18 protein-coding genes and 2 pseudogenes are annotated in these 17,441 nt (G+C 67.5%); 5 read left to right on the top strand and 15 right to left on the bottom strand.

Annotated elements, in window-relative coordinates:
* Positions 1–33: 33 nt before the first annotated feature.
* On the bottom strand, positions 34–1,140 hold the full coding sequence (locus C6A82_RS00815) for a L,D-transpeptidase family protein (RefSeq protein ID WP_311101595.1): 1,107 nt from the start codon (positions 1,138–1,140) through the stop codon (positions 34–36).
* Between the two features lie 141 nt (positions 1,141–1,281).
* Positions 1,282–2,456 (bottom strand): annotated as a pseudogene (locus C6A82_RS00810) (MFS transporter).
* A 159-nt stretch (positions 2,457–2,615) separates the two neighbouring features.
* Here C6A82_RS00810 and C6A82_RS00805 point away from each other — a divergent pair.
* Together C6A82_RS00805 and C6A82_RS00800 are read left to right on the top strand one after the other, a co-directional pair.
* Complete coding sequence (locus tag C6A82_RS00805) at positions 2,616–3,005, top strand: PPOX class F420-dependent oxidoreductase (RefSeq protein ID WP_105343083.1); 390 nt, start codon at positions 2,616–2,618, stop codon at positions 3,003–3,005.
* Between the two features lie 3 nt (positions 3,006–3,008).
* On the top strand, positions 3,009–3,311 hold the full coding sequence (locus tag C6A82_RS00800) for an MTH1187 family thiamine-binding protein (protein WP_105343082.1): 303 nt from the start codon (positions 3,009–3,011) through the stop codon (positions 3,309–3,311).
* Between the two features lie 7 nt (positions 3,312–3,318).
* On the opposite strand, the gene C6A82_RS00795 is transcribed toward C6A82_RS00800, so the two are convergent.
* Positions 3,319–3,609: a metal-sensitive transcriptional regulator gene (locus C6A82_RS00795; protein WP_105343080.1), complete on the bottom strand. Its 291-nt coding sequence runs from the start codon at positions 3,607–3,609 to the stop codon at positions 3,319–3,321.
* A gap of 78 nt (positions 3,610–3,687) precedes the next feature.
* Here C6A82_RS00795 and ilvD point away from each other — a divergent pair, with 78 nt between their 5' ends.
* The gene (gene ilvD, locus C6A82_RS00790; protein WP_105343079.1) at positions 3,688–5,394 is read left to right on the top strand and encodes a dihydroxy-acid dehydratase; all 1,707 of its coding nucleotides are present in this window, start codon (positions 3,688–3,690) and stop codon (positions 5,392–5,394) included.
* 132 nt (positions 5,395–5,526) lie between these two features.
* Here ilvD and C6A82_RS00785 read toward each other — a convergent pair whose 3' ends face one another.
* The 6 genes from C6A82_RS00785 to hadA all read right to left on the bottom strand — a co-directional run bounded on the left by C6A82_RS00785 (position 5,527) and on the right by hadA (position 9,607).
* Complete coding sequence (locus C6A82_RS00785) at positions 5,527–6,774, bottom strand: HNH endonuclease signature motif containing protein (protein WP_105343077.1); 1,248 nt, start codon at positions 6,772–6,774, stop codon at positions 5,527–5,529.
* A 50-nt stretch (positions 6,775–6,824) separates the two neighbouring features.
* Positions 6,825–7,352, bottom strand: a complete 528-nt coding sequence (locus C6A82_RS00780) for a hypothetical protein (RefSeq protein WP_233216812.1) — start codon at positions 7,350–7,352, stop codon at positions 6,825–6,827.
* Between the two features lie 26 nt (positions 7,353–7,378).
* Positions 7,379–7,744, bottom strand: a complete 366-nt coding sequence (locus C6A82_RS00775) for an SRPBCC family protein (protein ID WP_105343076.1) — start codon at positions 7,742–7,744, stop codon at positions 7,379–7,381.
* A gap of 71 nt (positions 7,745–7,815) precedes the next feature.
* A complete protein-coding gene (locus tag C6A82_RS00770; RefSeq protein WP_105343074.1) occupies positions 7,816–8,514 on the bottom strand; it encodes an SDR family NAD(P)-dependent oxidoreductase in 699 nt (232 codons plus the stop codon).
* A complete protein-coding gene (locus tag C6A82_RS00765; protein ID WP_105343072.1) occupies positions 8,511–9,095 on the bottom strand; it encodes a TetR/AcrR family transcriptional regulator in 585 nt (194 codons plus the stop codon). Before C6A82_RS00765 ends, C6A82_RS00770 begins: the two co-directional genes overlap by 4 nt.
* Before the next feature lie 59 nt (positions 9,096–9,154).
* Positions 9,155–9,607, bottom strand: coding sequence for a (3R)-hydroxyacyl-ACP dehydratase subunit HadA (gene hadA / locus C6A82_RS00760; protein ID WP_105343087.1), 453 nt, complete (start codon positions 9,605–9,607; stop codon positions 9,155–9,157).
* Between the two features lie 35 nt (positions 9,608–9,642).
* Between hadA and malQ the strand changes: the two genes are divergently transcribed.
* Positions 9,643–11,628, top strand: coding sequence for a 4-alpha-glucanotransferase (malQ, locus tag C6A82_RS00755; protein ID WP_311101592.1), 1,986 nt, complete (start codon positions 9,643–9,645; stop codon positions 11,626–11,628).
* Here malQ and C6A82_RS00750 read toward each other — a convergent pair.
* From C6A82_RS00750 to C6A82_RS00730, 5 genes are all read right to left on the bottom strand, one after another.
* The gene (locus C6A82_RS00750; protein WP_396836761.1) at positions 11,621–12,310 is read right to left on the bottom strand and encodes an O-methyltransferase; all 690 of its coding nucleotides are present in this window, start codon (positions 12,308–12,310) and stop codon (positions 11,621–11,623) included. The genes malQ and C6A82_RS00750 overlap by 8 nt on opposite strands.
* Before the next feature lie 79 nt (positions 12,311–12,389).
* Complete coding sequence (locus C6A82_RS00745; RefSeq protein WP_105341653.1) at positions 12,390–12,884, bottom strand: TIGR04338 family metallohydrolase; 495 nt, start codon at positions 12,882–12,884, stop codon at positions 12,390–12,392.
* A complete protein-coding gene (locus C6A82_RS00740) occupies positions 12,881–13,630 on the bottom strand; it encodes a DUF2786 domain-containing protein (protein WP_105341655.1) in 750 nt (249 codons plus the stop codon). The genes C6A82_RS00745 and C6A82_RS00740 overlap by 4 nt, the downstream gene beginning before the upstream one ends.
* Before the next feature lie 17 nt (positions 13,631–13,647).
* Positions 13,648–14,637, bottom strand: a complete 990-nt coding sequence (locus C6A82_RS00735) for a hypothetical protein (protein ID WP_105341658.1) — start codon at positions 14,635–14,637, stop codon at positions 13,648–13,650.
* Positions 14,634–15,476 (bottom strand): alpha/beta hydrolase, encoded by an 843-nt coding sequence (locus C6A82_RS00730; protein WP_105341657.1) that lies wholly within the window; start codon positions 15,474–15,476, stop codon positions 14,634–14,636. Before C6A82_RS00730 ends, C6A82_RS00735 begins: the two co-directional genes overlap by 4 nt.
* A 70-nt stretch (positions 15,477–15,546) precedes the next feature.
* Here C6A82_RS00730 and C6A82_RS00725 point away from each other — a divergent pair, with 70 nt between their 5' ends.
* Complete coding sequence (locus C6A82_RS00725) at positions 15,547–16,557, top strand: sigma-70 family RNA polymerase sigma factor (protein WP_311101591.1); 1,011 nt, start codon at positions 15,547–15,549, stop codon at positions 16,555–16,557.
* Here C6A82_RS00725 and C6A82_RS00720 read toward each other — a convergent pair.
* Positions 16,554–17,430 (bottom strand): annotated as a pseudogene (locus tag C6A82_RS00720) (DUF559 domain-containing protein). The gene C6A82_RS00725 and the pseudogene C6A82_RS00720 sit on opposite strands and share 4 nt — an antisense overlap.
* Positions 17,431–17,441 lie beyond the last annotated feature (11 nt).

Raw genomic sequence — 17,441 nt, 5'->3', positions numbered from 1 at the left:
AGGTCCCGGCCGCAACACCCATGGCTGAAGGCGTTAGATCTGCCAGTCGGAGGCGCCGTCGAGCTTGTCGTATGTGCCGACGGAGTTCTTGATGACGATGGGGTCGCCGCTGCCGAAGTTGTCGTAGAACCATTGTGCGTTGGCCGGGCTGAGGTTGATACAGCCGTGGCTGACGTTGCGCTTGCCCTGGTCACCGGTCGACCATGGCGCGCTGTGCACGAATGTGCCGAGGTTGTCGATCCGCACCGCGTCCTGCACCTTCAGCTTGTAGCCCTCCGCCGAGTTGGTGGGCACACCATATGTCGCGGAATCCATCACCATGTCGGCGAACTTCTCCAGCACGTAATAGGTGCCGTTCTTGGTCTCGTGCTTGCCGTCGGGCTTGCCCATCGACACCGGGAAGGTCTTCTCCACCTTGCCGTTGCGCGTGATCGTCATCTGATGCGCCTTGTCGTCGATGGTGGCGACCAGCGAGTCACCGGTGCGGAAGGTGGACTTGGCACCGCTGGCGTCGATCAGCACTGTGGTGTTCTTCGGCCAGAAGTCGAGCGGGCGCCAGCGCACCTGGGTGTCGCTCATCCAGTAGAACTTGCCCGGCACGGGCGGATTCGACGAGATGTGGATGGCCTGCTCGGCCATCGGGCGGTCGACGATCGGCCGCTGGAAGTTGATGATGATCGGCTTGGCGACGCCGACCATGGAGCCGTTGGTCGGGTTGAACGACGGCGGCAGGAACACCGGATCACCGGTGTACGGCGTCGGGTTCTGGCCGGCCGGCGTGCCCTCGGGAATTGTCGTCGGAAGGTTGGCGAACGGATCGGCAGGAGCAGCGGGCGCAGCCGGGCCGGCAGGCGGCGCCAGCGGGTCGACCGGCCCGGGCGGAGGCGGCGGCACGGCCAGCGGGTCCGCGGGCGGCGGCGGGGGCGCGAACGGGTCGACCGGAGCGGGTGGTGGGGGCGCGACAGCCGCGGCGGGATCCACCGGCGCCTCGGCCGCTGGGGCAGGCCCCGGTGGCGGCGCGAACGGGTCGGGAGCGGGCTCGGGATCTGCGATCGCCAACGGGCTACCGAACGCCGAACCACCGATCAGGCCGACCGCGATCGTCGCGGTGACAAGCCTCCGCATCATGCGCTGCCGCATGCGTACACCTCCAGTCAAAAGCTTGAACCAGTTTCGCACAGGGTGGAGACCGGCTAACGCCGAAGAGGGCCTCCCCATACTGGACACTTGTCCGGTAAACGGCGCTGGGCTGCCCGGTTCATCGGCCGTCGGTGTCGAATGTTACTTCCTGCTGGTTACCTGGACGTCGGTGAACAGCCCGCGCGCGGCCACGACGCCGACCAGCGCCGACGTCACCAGCGCCGCTGACGCTCCGATCATCGCCGCGGGGCCGGCCTGCTCGTAGAACAGCCCGCCGAGCAGGGACCCGGCCATGATCCCGACTGGAACGCCGTGACGTAGACGCCTGACGCGCCGTCGGGATCGTCAGGGGCGGTGCGCATGGCGATCGCCTGCAGGATCGGCGCCAGTGCCGTTGACGCCGCGCCCCACGCGATGATCGCCGCGGCGCCGAGCGCGATCGCGGCGGCACCGGGCAGGCGCCCGCCTGCCAGCGCGGCCAGCACCGTGAACGCGGCCGCGAGCGCGCCAAGGCACCCGAGCACCGACGCCTTCGGGTGCCGGTCCGCCGGTTTGGCCATGACCGCCATCGCCGTCAGCCCTGCGACGCCGAAGCCGGCGAGAAGCCAGGCCAGATTCGGCCCTTCTACTCCGACGACATCGCGGATGATCACCACGATGAAGGTGTAGGAGATGAAGTGGCCGGTCACCCCGACCAGCGTCAGAACACTCAGCGTCATCAACCGGCCGCGGCGGTGGTGGCGGTCATGGCTGCGGACGGTGTCGACCTCCGCTGCGGACAACACCATCGGCGGCAGCGTCACCCATGCCGCGGCGGTGACCGCAGCTGCGGCGACCGTGACCACCACGACGGCCTGCCGCCAGCCCCACAGCTCGCTCATCGCCGCCGTCAGCGGATTACCGAGGACCAGCGCCAGCGTCGTGCCGGCGTAGATCGCGGTGGTTGCCCGCCCGGTGTGGGTCGCCGGTACCAGCCGCGCGCCGATGGGCGCGATCACCGACCACATCAACCCGTGTGTCAGCGCGCAGAGCACACGGCCACCGGCGAGCACTGCGAAGTTGGGGGCCAGTGCCGAAATCAGTTGTGACGCAGTGAGACAGACCAGTGTGACCATCAGGGTGCGGCGCCGCGGCCAGTGTGCGGTGAGCCGCACCAACGGCACGGTGGTCACCGCGGCGACGAGGGCGTAGCTGGCCAGCAGGGTGCCGACGACGGCCTCGCTGACGCGGAGATCGGCTGCGATGTCGGGAAGCGCGCCAACCGGAACCATCTCGGCGGTGACGTAGACGAAGGCGGCCGACGCCAGCACCGCCATCTGCACGGCGATGCGGGGCGACCATGTTCGGCCCGGCGAGGTGCGGGTCTCCGCGGTTGAAGGGGGTACCGATCGACGGTAGCGGCTCGGTATGCAGATACCCGGGAAGCTGGTTGTCTTGTTTCACGCGAACGCCGCCCAAATTGAGAGAGGACCGTGATGGCCGACATTCCCGACGGATACGCACACCTGCTGGATCTACCCGAGTACGGACATCTCGCCACGGTGAGACCCGACGGCCGTCCGCAGGTGAACCCGATGTGGTTCGCCTGGGACGGTGACCTGCTGCGGTTCACCCACACCAACAAGCGGCAGAAGTTCCGCAACATCGAGGCGAACCCCGCAGTCGCGATGTCGATCGTCGATCCGGACAACCCGTACCGCTATCTCGAGGTCCGTGGAGTCGTCGAGGAGATCGTGCCGGACCCGACGGGCGCGTTCTATCTCGAGCTCAACGACCGCTACAGCGGGCCGCTGACCGAGCCGCCTCCCGACAAGGCCGACCGCGTGATCCTCGTCGTGCGGCCCACCGGCTACACGAAGCAGTAGCCGATGTTGGTGGCGTTCAGCGTCGCCCCGTCGGGCGGCGACGAATCCGGCAGTGTCGGCGCGGCCGTCGCCGAGGCGGTCCGCGTGGTCCGCGCATCGGGTCTGCCGTGCGAGACCAACGCGATGTTCACCAACATCGAGGGCGAATGGGACGAGGTGATGGCGGTGGTGAAGCAGGCCGTCGATGCGGTCGCGGCGGCCTCACCGCGGGTGAGCCTGGTGCTCAAGGCCGACATCCGGCCCGGCCATACCGGGCAGTTGACGGCCAAGGTGCAGCGCATCGAGGACGCGCTGGGTGGTGGGTAGCCGTCGGCTACGAACGCACGAGCCGGGCGATCGCCGCTGACGCCTCCGCGAGTTTCGCATCGGCCTCGCCGCCGCCCTCGGCGACCGCCTGCGTCACGCAGTGGCCGAGATGTTCGTCGAGCAGGCCAAGCGCGACCGATTGCAGGGCGCTGTTGACGGCGCTGATCTGCGTGAGGACGTCGATGCAGTACTTGTCCTCTTCGATCATCTTCGCGATCCCGCGCACCTGGCCCTCGATGCGGCGCAGTCGTTTCGCGTAACTGTCCTTGTTGTACGTATAGCCGTGGGTGGCTGTCATCACTCCAGCTTACCGGTACCCCTACGGGGTATGCATATAGGTTTGGCCGGGCGAAACGAGACGAGCATACTGACATCCATGCCCTCAGATTCCGGTCAGATCGACATCAAGCCCCGTTCCCGCGACGTCACCGACGGCCTGGAGAAGACCGCGGCACGGGGAATGTTGCGCGCGGTAGGCATGACGGACGACGACTGGGCCAAGCCGCAGATAGGCGTGGGTTCGTCGTGGAATGAGATCACTCCGTGCAACATGTCGCTGCAGCGGCTGGCGCAGTCGGTCAAGGCCGGCGTGCACGATGCCGGCGGATATCCGCTCGAATTCGGCACCATCTCCGTGTCAGACGGCATTTCGATGGGCCACGAGGGCATGCACTTCTCCCTCGTCTCGCGTGAGGTCATCGCCGACAGCGTCGAAACCGTCGTGCAGGCCGAGCGCCTCGACGGCACGGTGCTGCTGGCCGGTTGCGACAAGTCGATACCCGGCATGCTCATGGCCGCCGCCCGGCTCGACCTCGCCAGCGTGTTCTTCTACAACGGCTCGATCATGCCGGGAGTCGCCAAGCTCACCGACGGCAGCGAGAAGGAAGTCACGATCATCGACGCCTTCGAGGCGGTCGGCGCGTGCGCCCGCGGGCTGATGTCGCGTGAGGACGTCGACATCATCGAGCGCGCCATCTGTCCCGGCGAGGGTGCGTGCGGCGGCATGTACACCGCCAACACCATGGCGTCCGCCGCCGAGGCGCTGGGCCTGTCGCTGCCGGGCAGCGCTTCCCCGCTGGCCGTCGACAACCGGCGCGAGGACTACGCCCGCAAGTCCGGTGAGGCCGTCGTGGAACTGCTGCGGCGCGGGATCACCGCGCGCGACATCCTGTCCAAGGAGGCGTTCGAGAACGCGATCGCGGTCGTGATGGCCTTCGGCGGTTCCACCAACGCGGTGCTGCATCTGTTGGCGATCGCGTGGGAGGCCAACGTGAAGCTCGGCCTCGAGGACTTCACCCGCATCGGGCAGAAGGTCCCGCATCTCGCCGACGTGAAGCCCTTCGGTCGACACGTGATGAAGGACGTCGACGAGATAGGCGGTGTGCCCGTCGTCATGAAGGCGCTTCTGGACGCCGGTCTGCTGCACGGCGATTGCCTCACTGTCACTGGCCAGACCATGGCCGAGAACCTGGCGCACATCGAGCCGCCGGATCCCGACGGCAAGGTGTTGCGGGCGATGGACAACCCGATCCACCCCACCGGCGGCATCACGATCCTGCACGGGTCGCTGGCGCCCGAGGGTGCGGTGGTGAAGTCGGCGGGCTTCGACTCCGACGTGTTCGAGGGCACCGCAAGGGTTTTCGAACGCGAGCGGGCGGCGCTTGACGCCCTCGAGGACGGCACGATCACCAACGGCGACGTCGTCGTCATCCGGTACGAAGGCCCCAAGGGCGGACCGGGGATGCGCGAGATGCTCGCGATCACCGGCGCGATCAAGGGCGCTGGCCTCGGCAAGGACGTGCTGCTGATGACCGACGGGCGGTTCTCCGGCGGCACCACCGGACTGTGCGTCGGCCACATCGCGCCAGAGGCCGTCGACGGCGGCCCCATCGCGTTCCTCCGCGACGGTGACAAGATCCGCCTTGACGTTGGGAAGGGAACGCTCGACGTGGTGGTCGACGCCGACGAGTTCGAGTCGCGCAAGGCAGGATTCGAGCCGCTGCCGCCCGTCTACAAGACCGGCGTGCTGGCGAAGTACACCAAGCTGGTCGGGTCTGCGGCCACCGGCGCGGTCTGCTCTTAAAACCGCACAGGCGCCTGGTCGCCGGTCCGGCGATCGTCCGCGAGCTGGCCGGTTTGCCCAATCACGTTGTTCTGCACCGAATATCGCTCGGCCGCCGCTTCACCGCGGCCCCTTCACGCAACACTCATCAAGTCAGTTGTTTGTGGGTGGTGGTTGGGGTTGGAAGGGGTCGTACCACCACCAGTCGGCGCGTTCGCCGATGGGGCCGGGGTAGGGCGCTACCGCGGGTGGGCGTTTCGTTGGTGGGCGGGCGAGTGATCCCGGGCTGAGTTGTCGTCCTTCGCTGTCGGTGACGGTCAGGTCGGCTGCGGGTCCGGTGATGGTGATGACTCCGCGGTGGTGCTGCCGGTGGTGGTACGGGCAGACCAGCACCAGATTGTCCAACTCGGTGGGGCCGCCGTCTTCCCAGTGTCGGATGTGATGGGCGTGCAGGCCGCGGGTGGCGCCGCAGCCGGGCACCGCGCAGCTGGGGTGGCGGTGCTCGAGGGCGCGGCGCAGCCGGCGGTTGATCACCCGCGTCGCCCGGCCGGCGCCGATGACTTGCCCGGCGCGCTCGAACCACACCTCGCAGGTGGCGTCACAGGTCAAGTAGCGACGCTCGGCGTCGGTGAGCAGCGGACCCAAATGCAGTGCAGCAGCGCGTTGGTCGACGTCCACGTGTGCCACCACCGTGGTGTGCTGCCCGTGCGGGCGCCGCGCGGCGTCGGCGTCCCACCCGGTCTCGACCAACCGCAGGAAGGCATCCATAGTGCCGGGTATCGGCGGCCGGTTCGGTGAGCGTCGGTCGTCGTCGTGATCGCGCTTCCACTCGGCGATCAACGCATCCTGATGTGATTGCAGCGCCGCGTCGAATTTCGCCGCGTCGAGCTTGGGGAGAGTGATCCGCCAGGTGGTGCTTTCGCCGTCGCTGGTCTTGCTGATCGACTGCTGTCGTTCCGGTTGTGGATCGGGTTGGGGTCGTGGATCGAGTTTGATCGCGGTGCGCAGCTGGCTGACCGAGGCGACCTCGGCCAGTGCCGCGTAATGCGCGTCGGAGCCGTCTGCGGCCCGCTCGGCGATGACGCCGACCTGATCCAGCGACAACCGGCCCTCCCGCAAGCCCGCAACGCAGCGGGGAAACTCCGCCGACCGATCCGCGATCGCAGTGATGGTGTGCGCGTTGGCCGGAGACGAACCGGTCTTCCAGGCCACCAACGCCGCCACCGACCGCGCACCCGTGGCGCCCCACAGCGAGTCGCGCTCCATCTCCGCGGCAATCTCCACGATGCGCCCGTCGATCGCGTTGCGCTGCCCGGCCAACTCCGACAACTCCTCGAACAACGCCACGAGACGTTGGTCAGCAACGTTTCCCGTGCAGGTGGGGTATGCCGTCGAGGACATGAACCCAGCATCGCAGACGGGTACGACATTTAGCGTGGGAGTGGGTTCGGTTAGCCCGACGGAGGTTCGGTCGGGGTCAAGCTGATGGGTACCCAGTGCGTGCCGGGACCCTCGCCAGGGCAGCCGGCACCGTCCACGACGAGAGTGCGCTCACCGTGAAAGCTGCCGTCCGGGTTGGGGATCCAGTAGTCGGAGCGCCGGGACGGCACGCCGCTGTCGGGATCGGTGCGTTGACAGAGGTAGGGCTGCTCACCGCTTGTCTCCCACCGACCGTTGTTCCATCGGTACTCGAATTCCAAGGGGGCGCCCGGGTTGCGTTTTTGGTCGTCCCGGTTGTCCATACGGGCAACGCATCCGTTCACGTCGCATTGAGTGGTGAACAGGACGGGAAAGGTCTTGGACTCCATCGGTGTCGGCATCCCGTTGAACGTCTGCTTCGAAAAGTCCACGGACACGTCGTAGTACCCGTACAGCGGCGGCGGTTGCGGCCGATCCGCATGGGCGACCGGCGCCACGGTCGACCAGACGCTTGTAGCCAGGACGCCGAACAACGCCAGCCTTCTCGTCGTGCTTCTCATAGTGCCTGGTTAGCACAGCGACGCGGCTAGCGGACCATCTTCTCGATCCGCGCGAGCGCAATGGCCAACACCGGCAGGTAGATAGGCGCCCACCACGGTGCCGACATGCTCGCGCGGCAACCGTCGCCGTCGGGTTCGACGGCGTGCGAGGTGGCAGGCACTCCGGCCACCGCCCACGCCCACCGACGGCCTGGATCGAATTCGGTGATCGTGAACGGCAACGGGATGCCGACCGGCGTGATCACCCGGCCCGTCGCGCCAAGGGTCAGCGCATCGCCGTCGATCTCGCCGCCGGCGACGGTCGGTCCCCACTGCGGCCAGGCGTCGGTGTCGACGAGCAGCTTCCACACGGCTTCTGCGGGGGCGTCGATGCGTCTGGTGACGGTGAGCATTGCAGAGGTGTACCCGCTATCGGCCTGGCGAGTGCGCACCTACGCAAGCGGGTGTGAGCCACGCCGGAACGTCACGTATTCCGCCCGCCGTTCACTCCGAGGATCTGCCCGGTGATGTAGCCGGCCTCATCGGAGACCAGGAACGCACACGCCGCGGCGATGTCTTCGGGCCTGCCCATCCGGCGGACCGGTGTCATCGCGATCGCCTTCTCGACATTGGTGAAGCCGCGCTCCTCGGCGCTGCGCAGCATCGGGGTGTCGATGAACCCCGGCGGCACCGCGTTCACGGTGACGCCGCTGGGTCCGTACTCGAGTGCCAAGGATTTCGTCAGGCCGTTGACGGCGGATTTGGCTGCAACGTAATGCGCCATGCCCGCGACACCGGAGTGTGTGCTCGACGAGCTGATGTTCACGATTCGGCCCCAGCCGGCCTCGACCATGTCGGGCAAGACGGCCTGACAGCAGTGGAACACACCGTTGAGGTTGACGTCGAGCACTCGCTGCCAGCTCTCGAACGAGATGTCGGCGAAGCGTGAGAACCCATCCAGGCCAGCCGCATTCACCAGGATGGACGCCGGACCGAGCTGGGTGCGGATCGCGTCGAGCGCGGCGTCGACCTGCTCGCGGTCGGTGACGTCGGCGGTGTAGGCGAAGTCAGACCCCGACGACTGCAGATCGATGGTGGCGACGTGGTGGCCGTCGGCTTCAAGCCGCTGGGCAATAGCACGACCGATGCCCGACGCTCCGCCGGTGACAACAGCTGTCTTCATGAACGAGTTCCCTTCCTGCGCAGCCCGAGCGTGCGCCGTCCTGTCTCCACGAGGTGCCGCAGCAAATCGTCGTCGTCGACGGCGATCCATGCGGGTCCGACGGCGCTCGAGATTCCGGCCAGCGCGACGGTGGCCCTGATCAGTCCACCCGGTTCCTGCTCATCACCGGCGAGCAGGGCCAGCTGCCGCGTGATCAGCTGCGCCCAGTTCGGCTGCTCGCGAAGCAGCATGATGACGCTCGGATCGCAGGCCAGCACCGACACCAGCGCACGGTTTGCGACGGCGAGTTCGGCGTAGCCGCGCAGCATGTGGCCGGCTCTCGCGGATGAGCTTCGCTGCGCCTCCGCGGCGGCGATGACCACACTGAGCTGCTCGAATATCGGTTCGACGACGGCGGCGAGCAGCTCTTCGCGGGTCCGGAAATGGTAGTAGATCGCGGCCTTCGTGAAGCCCATCTCGTCGGCGATCATCTGCAACGAGGTGCCCGCGAAGCTGTGCCTTGTGAACAGGTCGACGGCAACGTCGATCAGCCGCTGCCGGGTGTCGGCAGCGCTCGGCGACTGCACTGCGGCTGTCTGCATACTTGCCGATCGTACAGCAGAGTGCTTGCCGATCGTAAAGTGGCCTCGACTGCCCCGCGCTAGTCGGAGTCGTCCGTGCGCCCGGCCATCGTGGTGTAGTCCTCCTGGACGATCTCGCCGTGCTGGTTCGTGATGCGGCTTCTGATCGTGAGGACGTCGGCCCCGAACGCTCGCCGAAGCGACTCCAGACGGATGTGGCAGTAGAGCTTGTCGCCGGCCTTGATGGGCCGCAGCATCGTCAGACCCTGCTCGGCCTGAACCAGCTTCTCCTCCGTGATCGGGATGTTGTGGTGTTCGAAGAACGCCATCTGGGCCTTGAGCCCGAGGATCGAGACAAAGGTCAGGGGCGCAAGGATTGCGTCGTGCCCCAGTGCGTTGGCGGCGCCGTCGTCGAAATACGCGGCGTCCTCGTTCTTCACAGCCACGGCGTATTCGCGAACCTTCTCCCGGCCCACCTCGTAATAGTCGGGGTAGACGTAGGTCATACCGACGATGTCAGGCGAGAGGGCCACGGCTTGAGAATAGGTGGCCTGGGTATAGAAGCCGCGTGCCACCGAAACCGATTCCCGATGACCTGCGCCGGTTGGCTGCAGCCCATGGAGTAGCCACCGCGTACCGCAATGAGCGCCGTGAACCGGTCCAGGTCGACGCCGATGTCGTGATCCGGGTGCTTGGACTGCTCGACGTCGAAGCGGCAACTGAAGCCGACCGCACAGCGGAGCTGACCAAGCTGGCGCACCGGGACCGCGCGGGCGTGATCGCACCGACGATCGCCATTCGGGTGGACGGGCGTCCTCACCCGCTGCCTGGCGCCTCGTCGCTGGTGAGCGAGGACGGTACGGAAATGGCGGTGCGCGATTCGCTGCCCGCTGACCTTTCGCCGGGCTGGTATCGGCTGCACACCCAGGACGGGCAGGAGGCGACCCTCGTCGCCGCGCCTCCAACGGTTCCGATCTCACCGGCGACGTGGGGCTGGATGCTGCAGCTCTATGCGCTGCGCTCATCTCGCTCGTGGGGCATCGGCGACCTCGGCGATCTTCGGGAATTCGTGAACTGGACCGCAGCCGAGCACGGTGCGGGAGCCGTCCTGCTGAATCCGCTTCACGCACCGGGACCCACCCACCCTGTGCAGCCGTCGCCCTACACGCCGTCGAGCCGTCGCTTCGCCAATCCGCTGGCGCTGCGCATCGAGGACGTCGACGCCTATCGCCGAGCCGATCCGGACACCCGCGCAGAGGTGGACGCCCTGCGGGTGTCGGCGGCCACAGGTCGCATCGACCACGACCTCGTCTGGGCAGCCAAACGCGATGCGCTGGAACTGTTGTGGCGTGCCGACGGCAGGCCCGATCCCTTGGCTGATCACGCGGCGTCGGACGGGTTACGGGACTGGGCGACCTACTGCGCGCTGGCCGAGCGGCACGGCGGCCGTTGGTCGCGGTGGCCCGAAGCGCTGCGCGACGTCGGTGGCTCGGCGGTGACCTCGGCGCGTCGGGAATTGAAGCCACGCCTGGCTTTTCACGCGTGGGTACAGCTGCAGTGCGCCCAGCAGCTGACCGCCGTCCGAGCCGGCGCGCACGCCGCGGGCATGTCGCTGGGGGTGCTGCACGACCTCGCGGTGGGCGTCGACGCCGACGGCGCCGACGCGTGGGCGCTGGCCGACGTGCTCGCATCCGGGGTCAGCGTCGGCGCGCCGCCGGACAACTTCACCCCGCGGGGCCAGGACTGGGGACTGCCGCCGTGGCGTCCCGACCGGCTGGCAGCGACCGGGTACGCGGCCCTGCGTGACATGCTGCGTGCCGTGCTCGCGCACGCCGACGGGCTGCGGATCGACCACGTCGCGGGCCTGTGGCGACTGTGGTGGATTCCACCGGGCGACAGTCCCGATCGAGGCACGTACGTGCACTACGACGCCGACACCATGCTTGCGGTCCTGGCGCTGGAAGCGCACCGCGCCGGCGCCACCGTCGTCGGCGAGGACCTCGGCACCGTCGAACCCGAAGTCACCGAGGCGTTGGCCGACAACGAGATGCTCGGCTGCGCGGTGGCCTGGTTCACCCGTGACGAGTCCGCGCCCGGCGAACCGCTTCTGCCGCCTGCGAAGTGGCCGTCGAGAGCGGCGGCCAGCCTCTCCACCCACGACCTACCCACTGCGGCAGGCTTTCTGCGCGGAGAGCATGTGCGAGCGCGTGCCGACCTCGGGATCCTCGACGACGTTCCTGCCGAGCAGGCCAACGCCGACAAGGAGCGCGCGGAGTGGTTGGCGCTGTTGCGTTCCGAGGGGCTGCTGCCGGAGTCCGATGGCGGGGCGGAATCGGACGAGCGGGCGATCATCGCCGCGATGCACCGGCTGCTGGCGTCGGCCCCCAGCCGACTCAAGCTGGTCTCGCCCTATGACGTGCTGGCCGAGACCCGGCAGCCGAATCTGCCCGGGACGATCGACGAATACCCGAACTGGCGACTGCCCTTGCCCGTGACACTGGAAGAACTGAAGGCCGATCCGCGCGTCGCCGACATCACCGCGGCGTTCAGGTGATCAGCGCGACCGCGAAACCGTCCCAGTTCTTGGTGCCGACGGTCTGAATCGCCGCGGCGTCCAGATGCGGGCTTTCGCCGATCATCTCGAACATGTCGCGAATGGCCTTGGCCTGACGGTCGTCGTCCGCCGGGTGCAGCACGCGCCCCATCCGGGCGATGTTGTCCACCACGATGATCGAGCCGGGATGGCCCAGCTTGACGGCCCACTCGACGTAGGCGACGTTGTTCTCCTTGTCGGCGTCGATGAAGAACATGTCGAAGCTCTCGCCGCGCTCGGCCAGTTGCGGCAGCGTGTCCAACGCGGTGCCGACGATGACCTCGATGCGGTCGGCGACACCGGCTTCTTCGAAGTTCCTGCGCGCCACCTCGGCGTGCCGTGGCTCGAACTCGAGGGTGACGACGCGACCGTCGGCGCCGACACCGCGGGCCAGGTTGATGGTGCTGTAGCCGGCCAGCGTGCCGATCTCCAGCACGCGCTTGGCATGGGACATCCGCGCTATCAGTTGCAGCAGCCTGCCGTGTTGAGCCGACACCTCGATTGCAGGCATCTCCGCCGCCGCAGCCGATTTCCGCGCGGCACGCAGTGCGGCGTCCTCGGTGTGCAGCACCCTGGTGAACAACTCGTCGAGGGCCTTGGGGTCCGGCTCGCCCACGCGAGGAGCGGCAGCACCTTCGGTCACCGGCCCGACGTTACTCCGGGGGGCGGAGTGGTCGTACTCCTCAACGCAGCTCGTACCTCGCTGCTTGATCGTCGTCCGCCTACTGCACACCTTCCTTGGCGTAGACGACCCGCAGCACGTGGCCGACCTCCGGGCCCATCACCGCCTCGGCGAGTTCGCAGAACGTCGCGACGAACTCAGCCCCGTGCGGCGGGTCGGCGTCACAGAGATGATGGGCAATCTCGTGCAGGACGACGAGTTCCCGCAACGCCCACGTCGTGCGTCGCTCGGGCACCGCTATCGCGGCGCCGTCGTCGTCGCGTTCGTAGTGCGCGGCGGTGAGCCCTCGCCGCGGCCGGACGGACAGATGCGCGACGTCCGGCCAATGCTCGCGAACGGGCCCGAGCGCGAGCACGTCGTCGACGTAGCGCTGCACGGAGTCCACCGACGCGAACCGGGCTTCCGGCGGCAGGGTGAGATTGGTGCCGAAGAACTCGATTGCGCGGTTGCCGTGTTCGCCCGCGCGGTCGAACAAGGTTCGGACGAAGTCCTCTGCGGCGTAGACCTTGGCGCGCTGCGTGTCGCGGGCGCTCACCGGTTCAGCGCGGTACGCGCGCCGTTGATCTCCGCGCTGTTACCGAGGCGGGCTCGTTTACCCGCGCGGTCGCCGGCCCGTCGCGCCGAGGACGAATAGCCTGCGGTCGCGCTGGTGGCCCGCCAGGTGCCGCGCGCCTCGGACGTCTCGCGGTAGAAGTCCTTGAGCTCGAGATCCTTGTCGCGCAACGCGATCGCGGTACCTGGTTCGCGCCGCCTGCCCCTGGTCGCTTCGCGGCGGGCCTGCTCCCGGGCCTCCGCCAGCCGCTGGCCGATGCGGGCGCCGAAGGCCAACTGAAAGTTGATGCGCGCGGTGATGGTCGGCGTTGGCTTATGCGCTCCGGAGGAGATGTAGGCCTCCGACGCCCTGACCATCTGCATGACCAGGCTGGCGTAGAGCGCGTGGCTGGCATCGATGTCCTCGGCGAACCCGTAGGCGTAGACGAACGTCGAGTTCGACGCGATGTCGCACTTCACGTCATTGGCATGGGCGATCACGGTGAAGAGCTGCACATAGGTACGCAGCCCGCGCGTGCCCGCATTGCCGATGGTGATGGTGCGCTGCACCGGCGTCTGCGCCTTTGTGCGTTCGGTGGAATGCGAACGGGCGACGGCGAGGTCGATCGACGTCGCCGTCGCAAGGCGCTGTGCAGCGGACATGAAGGCCTCGGCTTCGTGCGCGTTGTCGGTGCCCTCGGCCTGGCGCAGCAGCGCGGCGATGCGGGCGAGCATCTTGTCGTCAGTCATCGCCCAACAGACTAAAACTACTTCGTGACAAACCCGTCGAGCGCATTCACAAGCTGTGGAGAAAGCGGCGCGTCCTTGGCGAGGTTGGCGATGCTGTCGGTCGGGTCGTCACGCAGCACATGGTTGACCCCCTTGAGTTCGACAACGGTCAGCGCGGTGTGCGCCAAAGCGTCGATGAGCGGCTTCATGGTGGTGCACAGCGCCTGGCGGTCCATGTCCGAGCAGGTCAGCAACACCGGTGTGGCTGCCGGAATCTTGGCGGCCAGCGCCACCGGATCGATCTTGTCGGCCTCCTCGATGGCCCTCGCATTACCGGGGTTGAGGATCGCTCCGAGGCCCTCGGGCAGGTCCTTGGGCACCGTGCCCTTGGTGCGGACCTCGTCGACGGCGGTCAGCCAGGTGTTCAGCGTCTCGGGGCTGGCGTCGGAGCGCACCCGATTGGTGATGATGTCGAGGTAGCGGCCCGACAGCGGCTGCAGCAGGCCGAGCGAGTGGATCTTCGGGGCGCCGGGCGAGGTGTCGGACGCCAGCGTCATCGCGTGCACGGTGCCCTCCCCCAGCGCGTACGCCGACAGGCGGTCCTTGTCGGTGCCGGGCTGCTCGCGCAGGTAGCGGGCCGCGGCCTCGGCGCCGGCGGTGTAGACGGCGCTGACGACGTCGGTCGGACGCTGCTGGTACGGGCCGAGGCCGGTCTTGCCGGTGCCGATCTTGTCGTAGCGCAGGCTGGCTTCACCCTTGTCCGACAGCGCTTCCGCGAGTTGGCGCATGTTGCCGATCTTGCCGACGACGATGTTGTCGCCGTTTCGGTCGGTGTTGCCGCTCTCCGAGATCAGCAGCGCCGCGGCAGCGGGAGGCGCGTCCTGCTGGTGGCGGTACGTGCCGTGGATGGTCAGGCCGTCGGCTTCGAAGCTGACCTCGTCCTCGACCCACCGCTGCTGTTTCTGATCGGACGAGCAGCCCGTAACGAGTATCAGCAGCGAAAGCACCTGCGCGGCAAGCGCTTTCAAAGCCTCGCCTCGATCCACGATGCGACATCGTTCAGCACCGTCGCCTGCTCGGGTTCGTTGAACACCTCGTGGTAGAGCTCCGGGTAGACCTTCAGCTCCGCGTCCTTCGACCCGACGAACTCCATCAGTCGCTTGCTGCCCATGACGGGGATCAGCTTGTCCTGTTCGCCGTGCACGACGAGCAGCGGCGCGGTCAGCGCGGGGGCCCGTTGGGGCATGTTTTCGCCGACCCCGATGAGCGCGCGGCCGATGCCTGCGGGCAGCTTGCCGTGATGCACCAACGGGTCGTTCTCGTAGGCGGCGACGACGGCGGGGTCGCGGGACACCGCGTCGGCGGGCAGTTGTTCGACGGGCAGGCCCGGCGCGATTCTGCCGAGCGTGTTGGCGAGGAACTTCATCACCGGCGACACGTCGTCCTGGGCGTCGACCGCCGGACCGGACAACACCATCGCCGCGTAGTCGTCGGGGTGTTCGACGCCGTAGGCGAATACGACGCCACCACCCATGCTGTGGCCAAGCACGACACGCTTGAGCTCCGGGTACTCGGCGGCCGCGATGCCGACCAGAGTGTGGAAGTCCTCGATGTACTCGGAGATGTCCTTGAGGTAGACGCGCTTGCCGCCGGAGCGGCCGTGCCCGCGCAGGTCGAGGGCGTAGACCGCCAGCCCCGACTCGCCGAGCCGCTTGGCCACGTGATCGTAGCGGCGGGCGTGCTCGGCGTAGCCGTGACAGAGCACCACGACGCCGCGCGGGTCCTCTTCCTCGGGCTCCCACACGTCGTAGACGATGTGGACGCCACCGACCCCTTCGAAGGACCGTTCGTGTCGGCAGATGGCCATCAGCGCAGACTAGCTAACCCGGCGGCTTCGTTCGGTGTCAGTTGTCGGACCCCTGCGTAAGCTCGACGGCGTGAGCGTGCTCGCAGAAGGCCTGGAATCCGCTGACGAGGCGGCCGCCGCGGACGCATTTCTTGCCGATGCCCAGCGGTATCGACGCGAATTGCTTGCCCACTGCTACCGGATGACCGGCTCGATCCATGACGCCGAGGACCTGGTTCAGGACACCTACCTGCGCGCGTGGAAGTCCTACAAGGGCTTCCAGGGCAAATCGTCGGTGCGGACCTGGCTGTATCGGATCGCGACGAACACCAGCCTGACCGCGTTGGAGAGCAGGCAGCGGCGCCCGCTTCCTTCTGGGCTCGGCCAGTCGGCATCGAACCCGACGGGCGACATCGCCGAGCACCGCGAGGTCACCTGGTTGGAGCCCCTGCCCGATTCCCCGAAAGAGGACCCGTCGGACCCGTCGGTGATCGTCGAGTCCCGCGAGTCGGTGCGGCTGGCGTTCGTGGCGGCGCTTCAGCACCTGTCGGCGCGGCAGCGGGCGGTGCTGATACTTCGCGAGGTTCTCCAGTGGAAGGCGGCCGAGGTGGGTGAAGCCATCGGCGCGTCGACGGCCGCGGTCAACAGCTTGCTGCAGCGCGCGAGGGCCCAGCTCGATGCGGCCCGGCCGACTCACGACGGCGAGCCGGCAACTCCCGAAGCACCGGAAGCCAAGGCCCAACTCGCGCGCTACATCGCGGCGTTCGAGGAATACGACATGGACGAGCTGGTGAAGCTGTTCACCGAGGACGCCGTGTTCGAGATGCCGCCGTTCGACGGCTGGTATCAGGGCCCCGCCGACATCGTCTCGTTGTCGAAGAATCACTGCCCCGCCGAGGGTCCCGGTGACATGAAGTTCATCGCGACCACCGCCAACGACCAGCCCGCCGCGGCGCTGTACATGCTCAACCGTGACACCGGTAAGCACGAGGAGTTTCAGCTTCACGTGCTCGACGTCCGGCCAGGCGGTATCGCCCATGTCGTGGCGTTTCATGCTGGCGATGGGTTGTTCGAAAGCTTCGGGCTGCCTTCGTCTCTCTAGAGCGCGAGTGGCCACTTATGCCGCTTAACTGGCCATTCGGCGCCGGCTGCGCGCAGCGCGGCACATGTCCGCTCGACGATTGTCTGACGGCGATACCGCAGCATGTCTGCGCTGACCCTCACGATGACCCATCCGAGGGCCGACAACTCAGCGTGCCTGTCGATGTCGTGGTTGCGGCGACGCGGATCTGTCCAATGCTGTTCGCCGTCGTACTCGACACCGACCTTGAATTCGCGATACCCCATGTCGATGCGCCACCGGGCCACGCGAATCTGCGTTTCCGGTTTCGGCAGGCCCGCGTCGATGAGAACCAACCGCGTCCTGGTTTCCTGAGGCGACTCAGCGCCGCCGTCCATCAACTCGAGGACTTCTCGAAGTTGCCGGAGTCCGCGCACGCCCGGGTGCCTGTCGATGAGGTGGGCGAACCGGACCCGGTCGCAACCCGGTCGCGTTGGCCAGGGCGTCGACGTAGACGACCGCCATCGTTCGTCCACGGCGGCGTCCCAAGTCGAAGGCGGTCCGAGCCGGAGTCGTCACGTCGATTCCGCGAATCATCTTGTGCTCGTCGTCGAACAACTCGTCGCGGTGGATGAGGATGCCCGCGACCGGCTTCCCGTTCCTGCGGTACACCTCGGCCGGTTTCTCAGCGCCGATCCACTGTGCACCGTGCATCGCTGAGGCCGACAAACCTGCGAGCGTGGCCTGCCGGTTCGACCACAACCACGCCGCAACCGCCTTGTCAGCCGGCATCAACACGCTGCCTCGTGGCGCGTACACGTTGCGGTAGATGCGGTGATACCCGCCCTTCAATGTCCGCGGGCTGACGGCGCCGCGAGCGATTGCTTCAGTCCCGACGAAAGGCCATGTCTTCATGGAGACACCGT

It is taken from the genome of Mycobacterium sp. ITM-2016-00318 (genome assembly GCF_002968285.2).
Classification (GTDB): Bacteria; Actinomycetota; Actinomycetes; order Mycobacteriales; family Mycobacteriaceae; genus Mycobacterium.
Note: the sequence above shows the minus strand (reverse complement) of the source record. Positions and strands in the feature narration are given on the sequence as shown.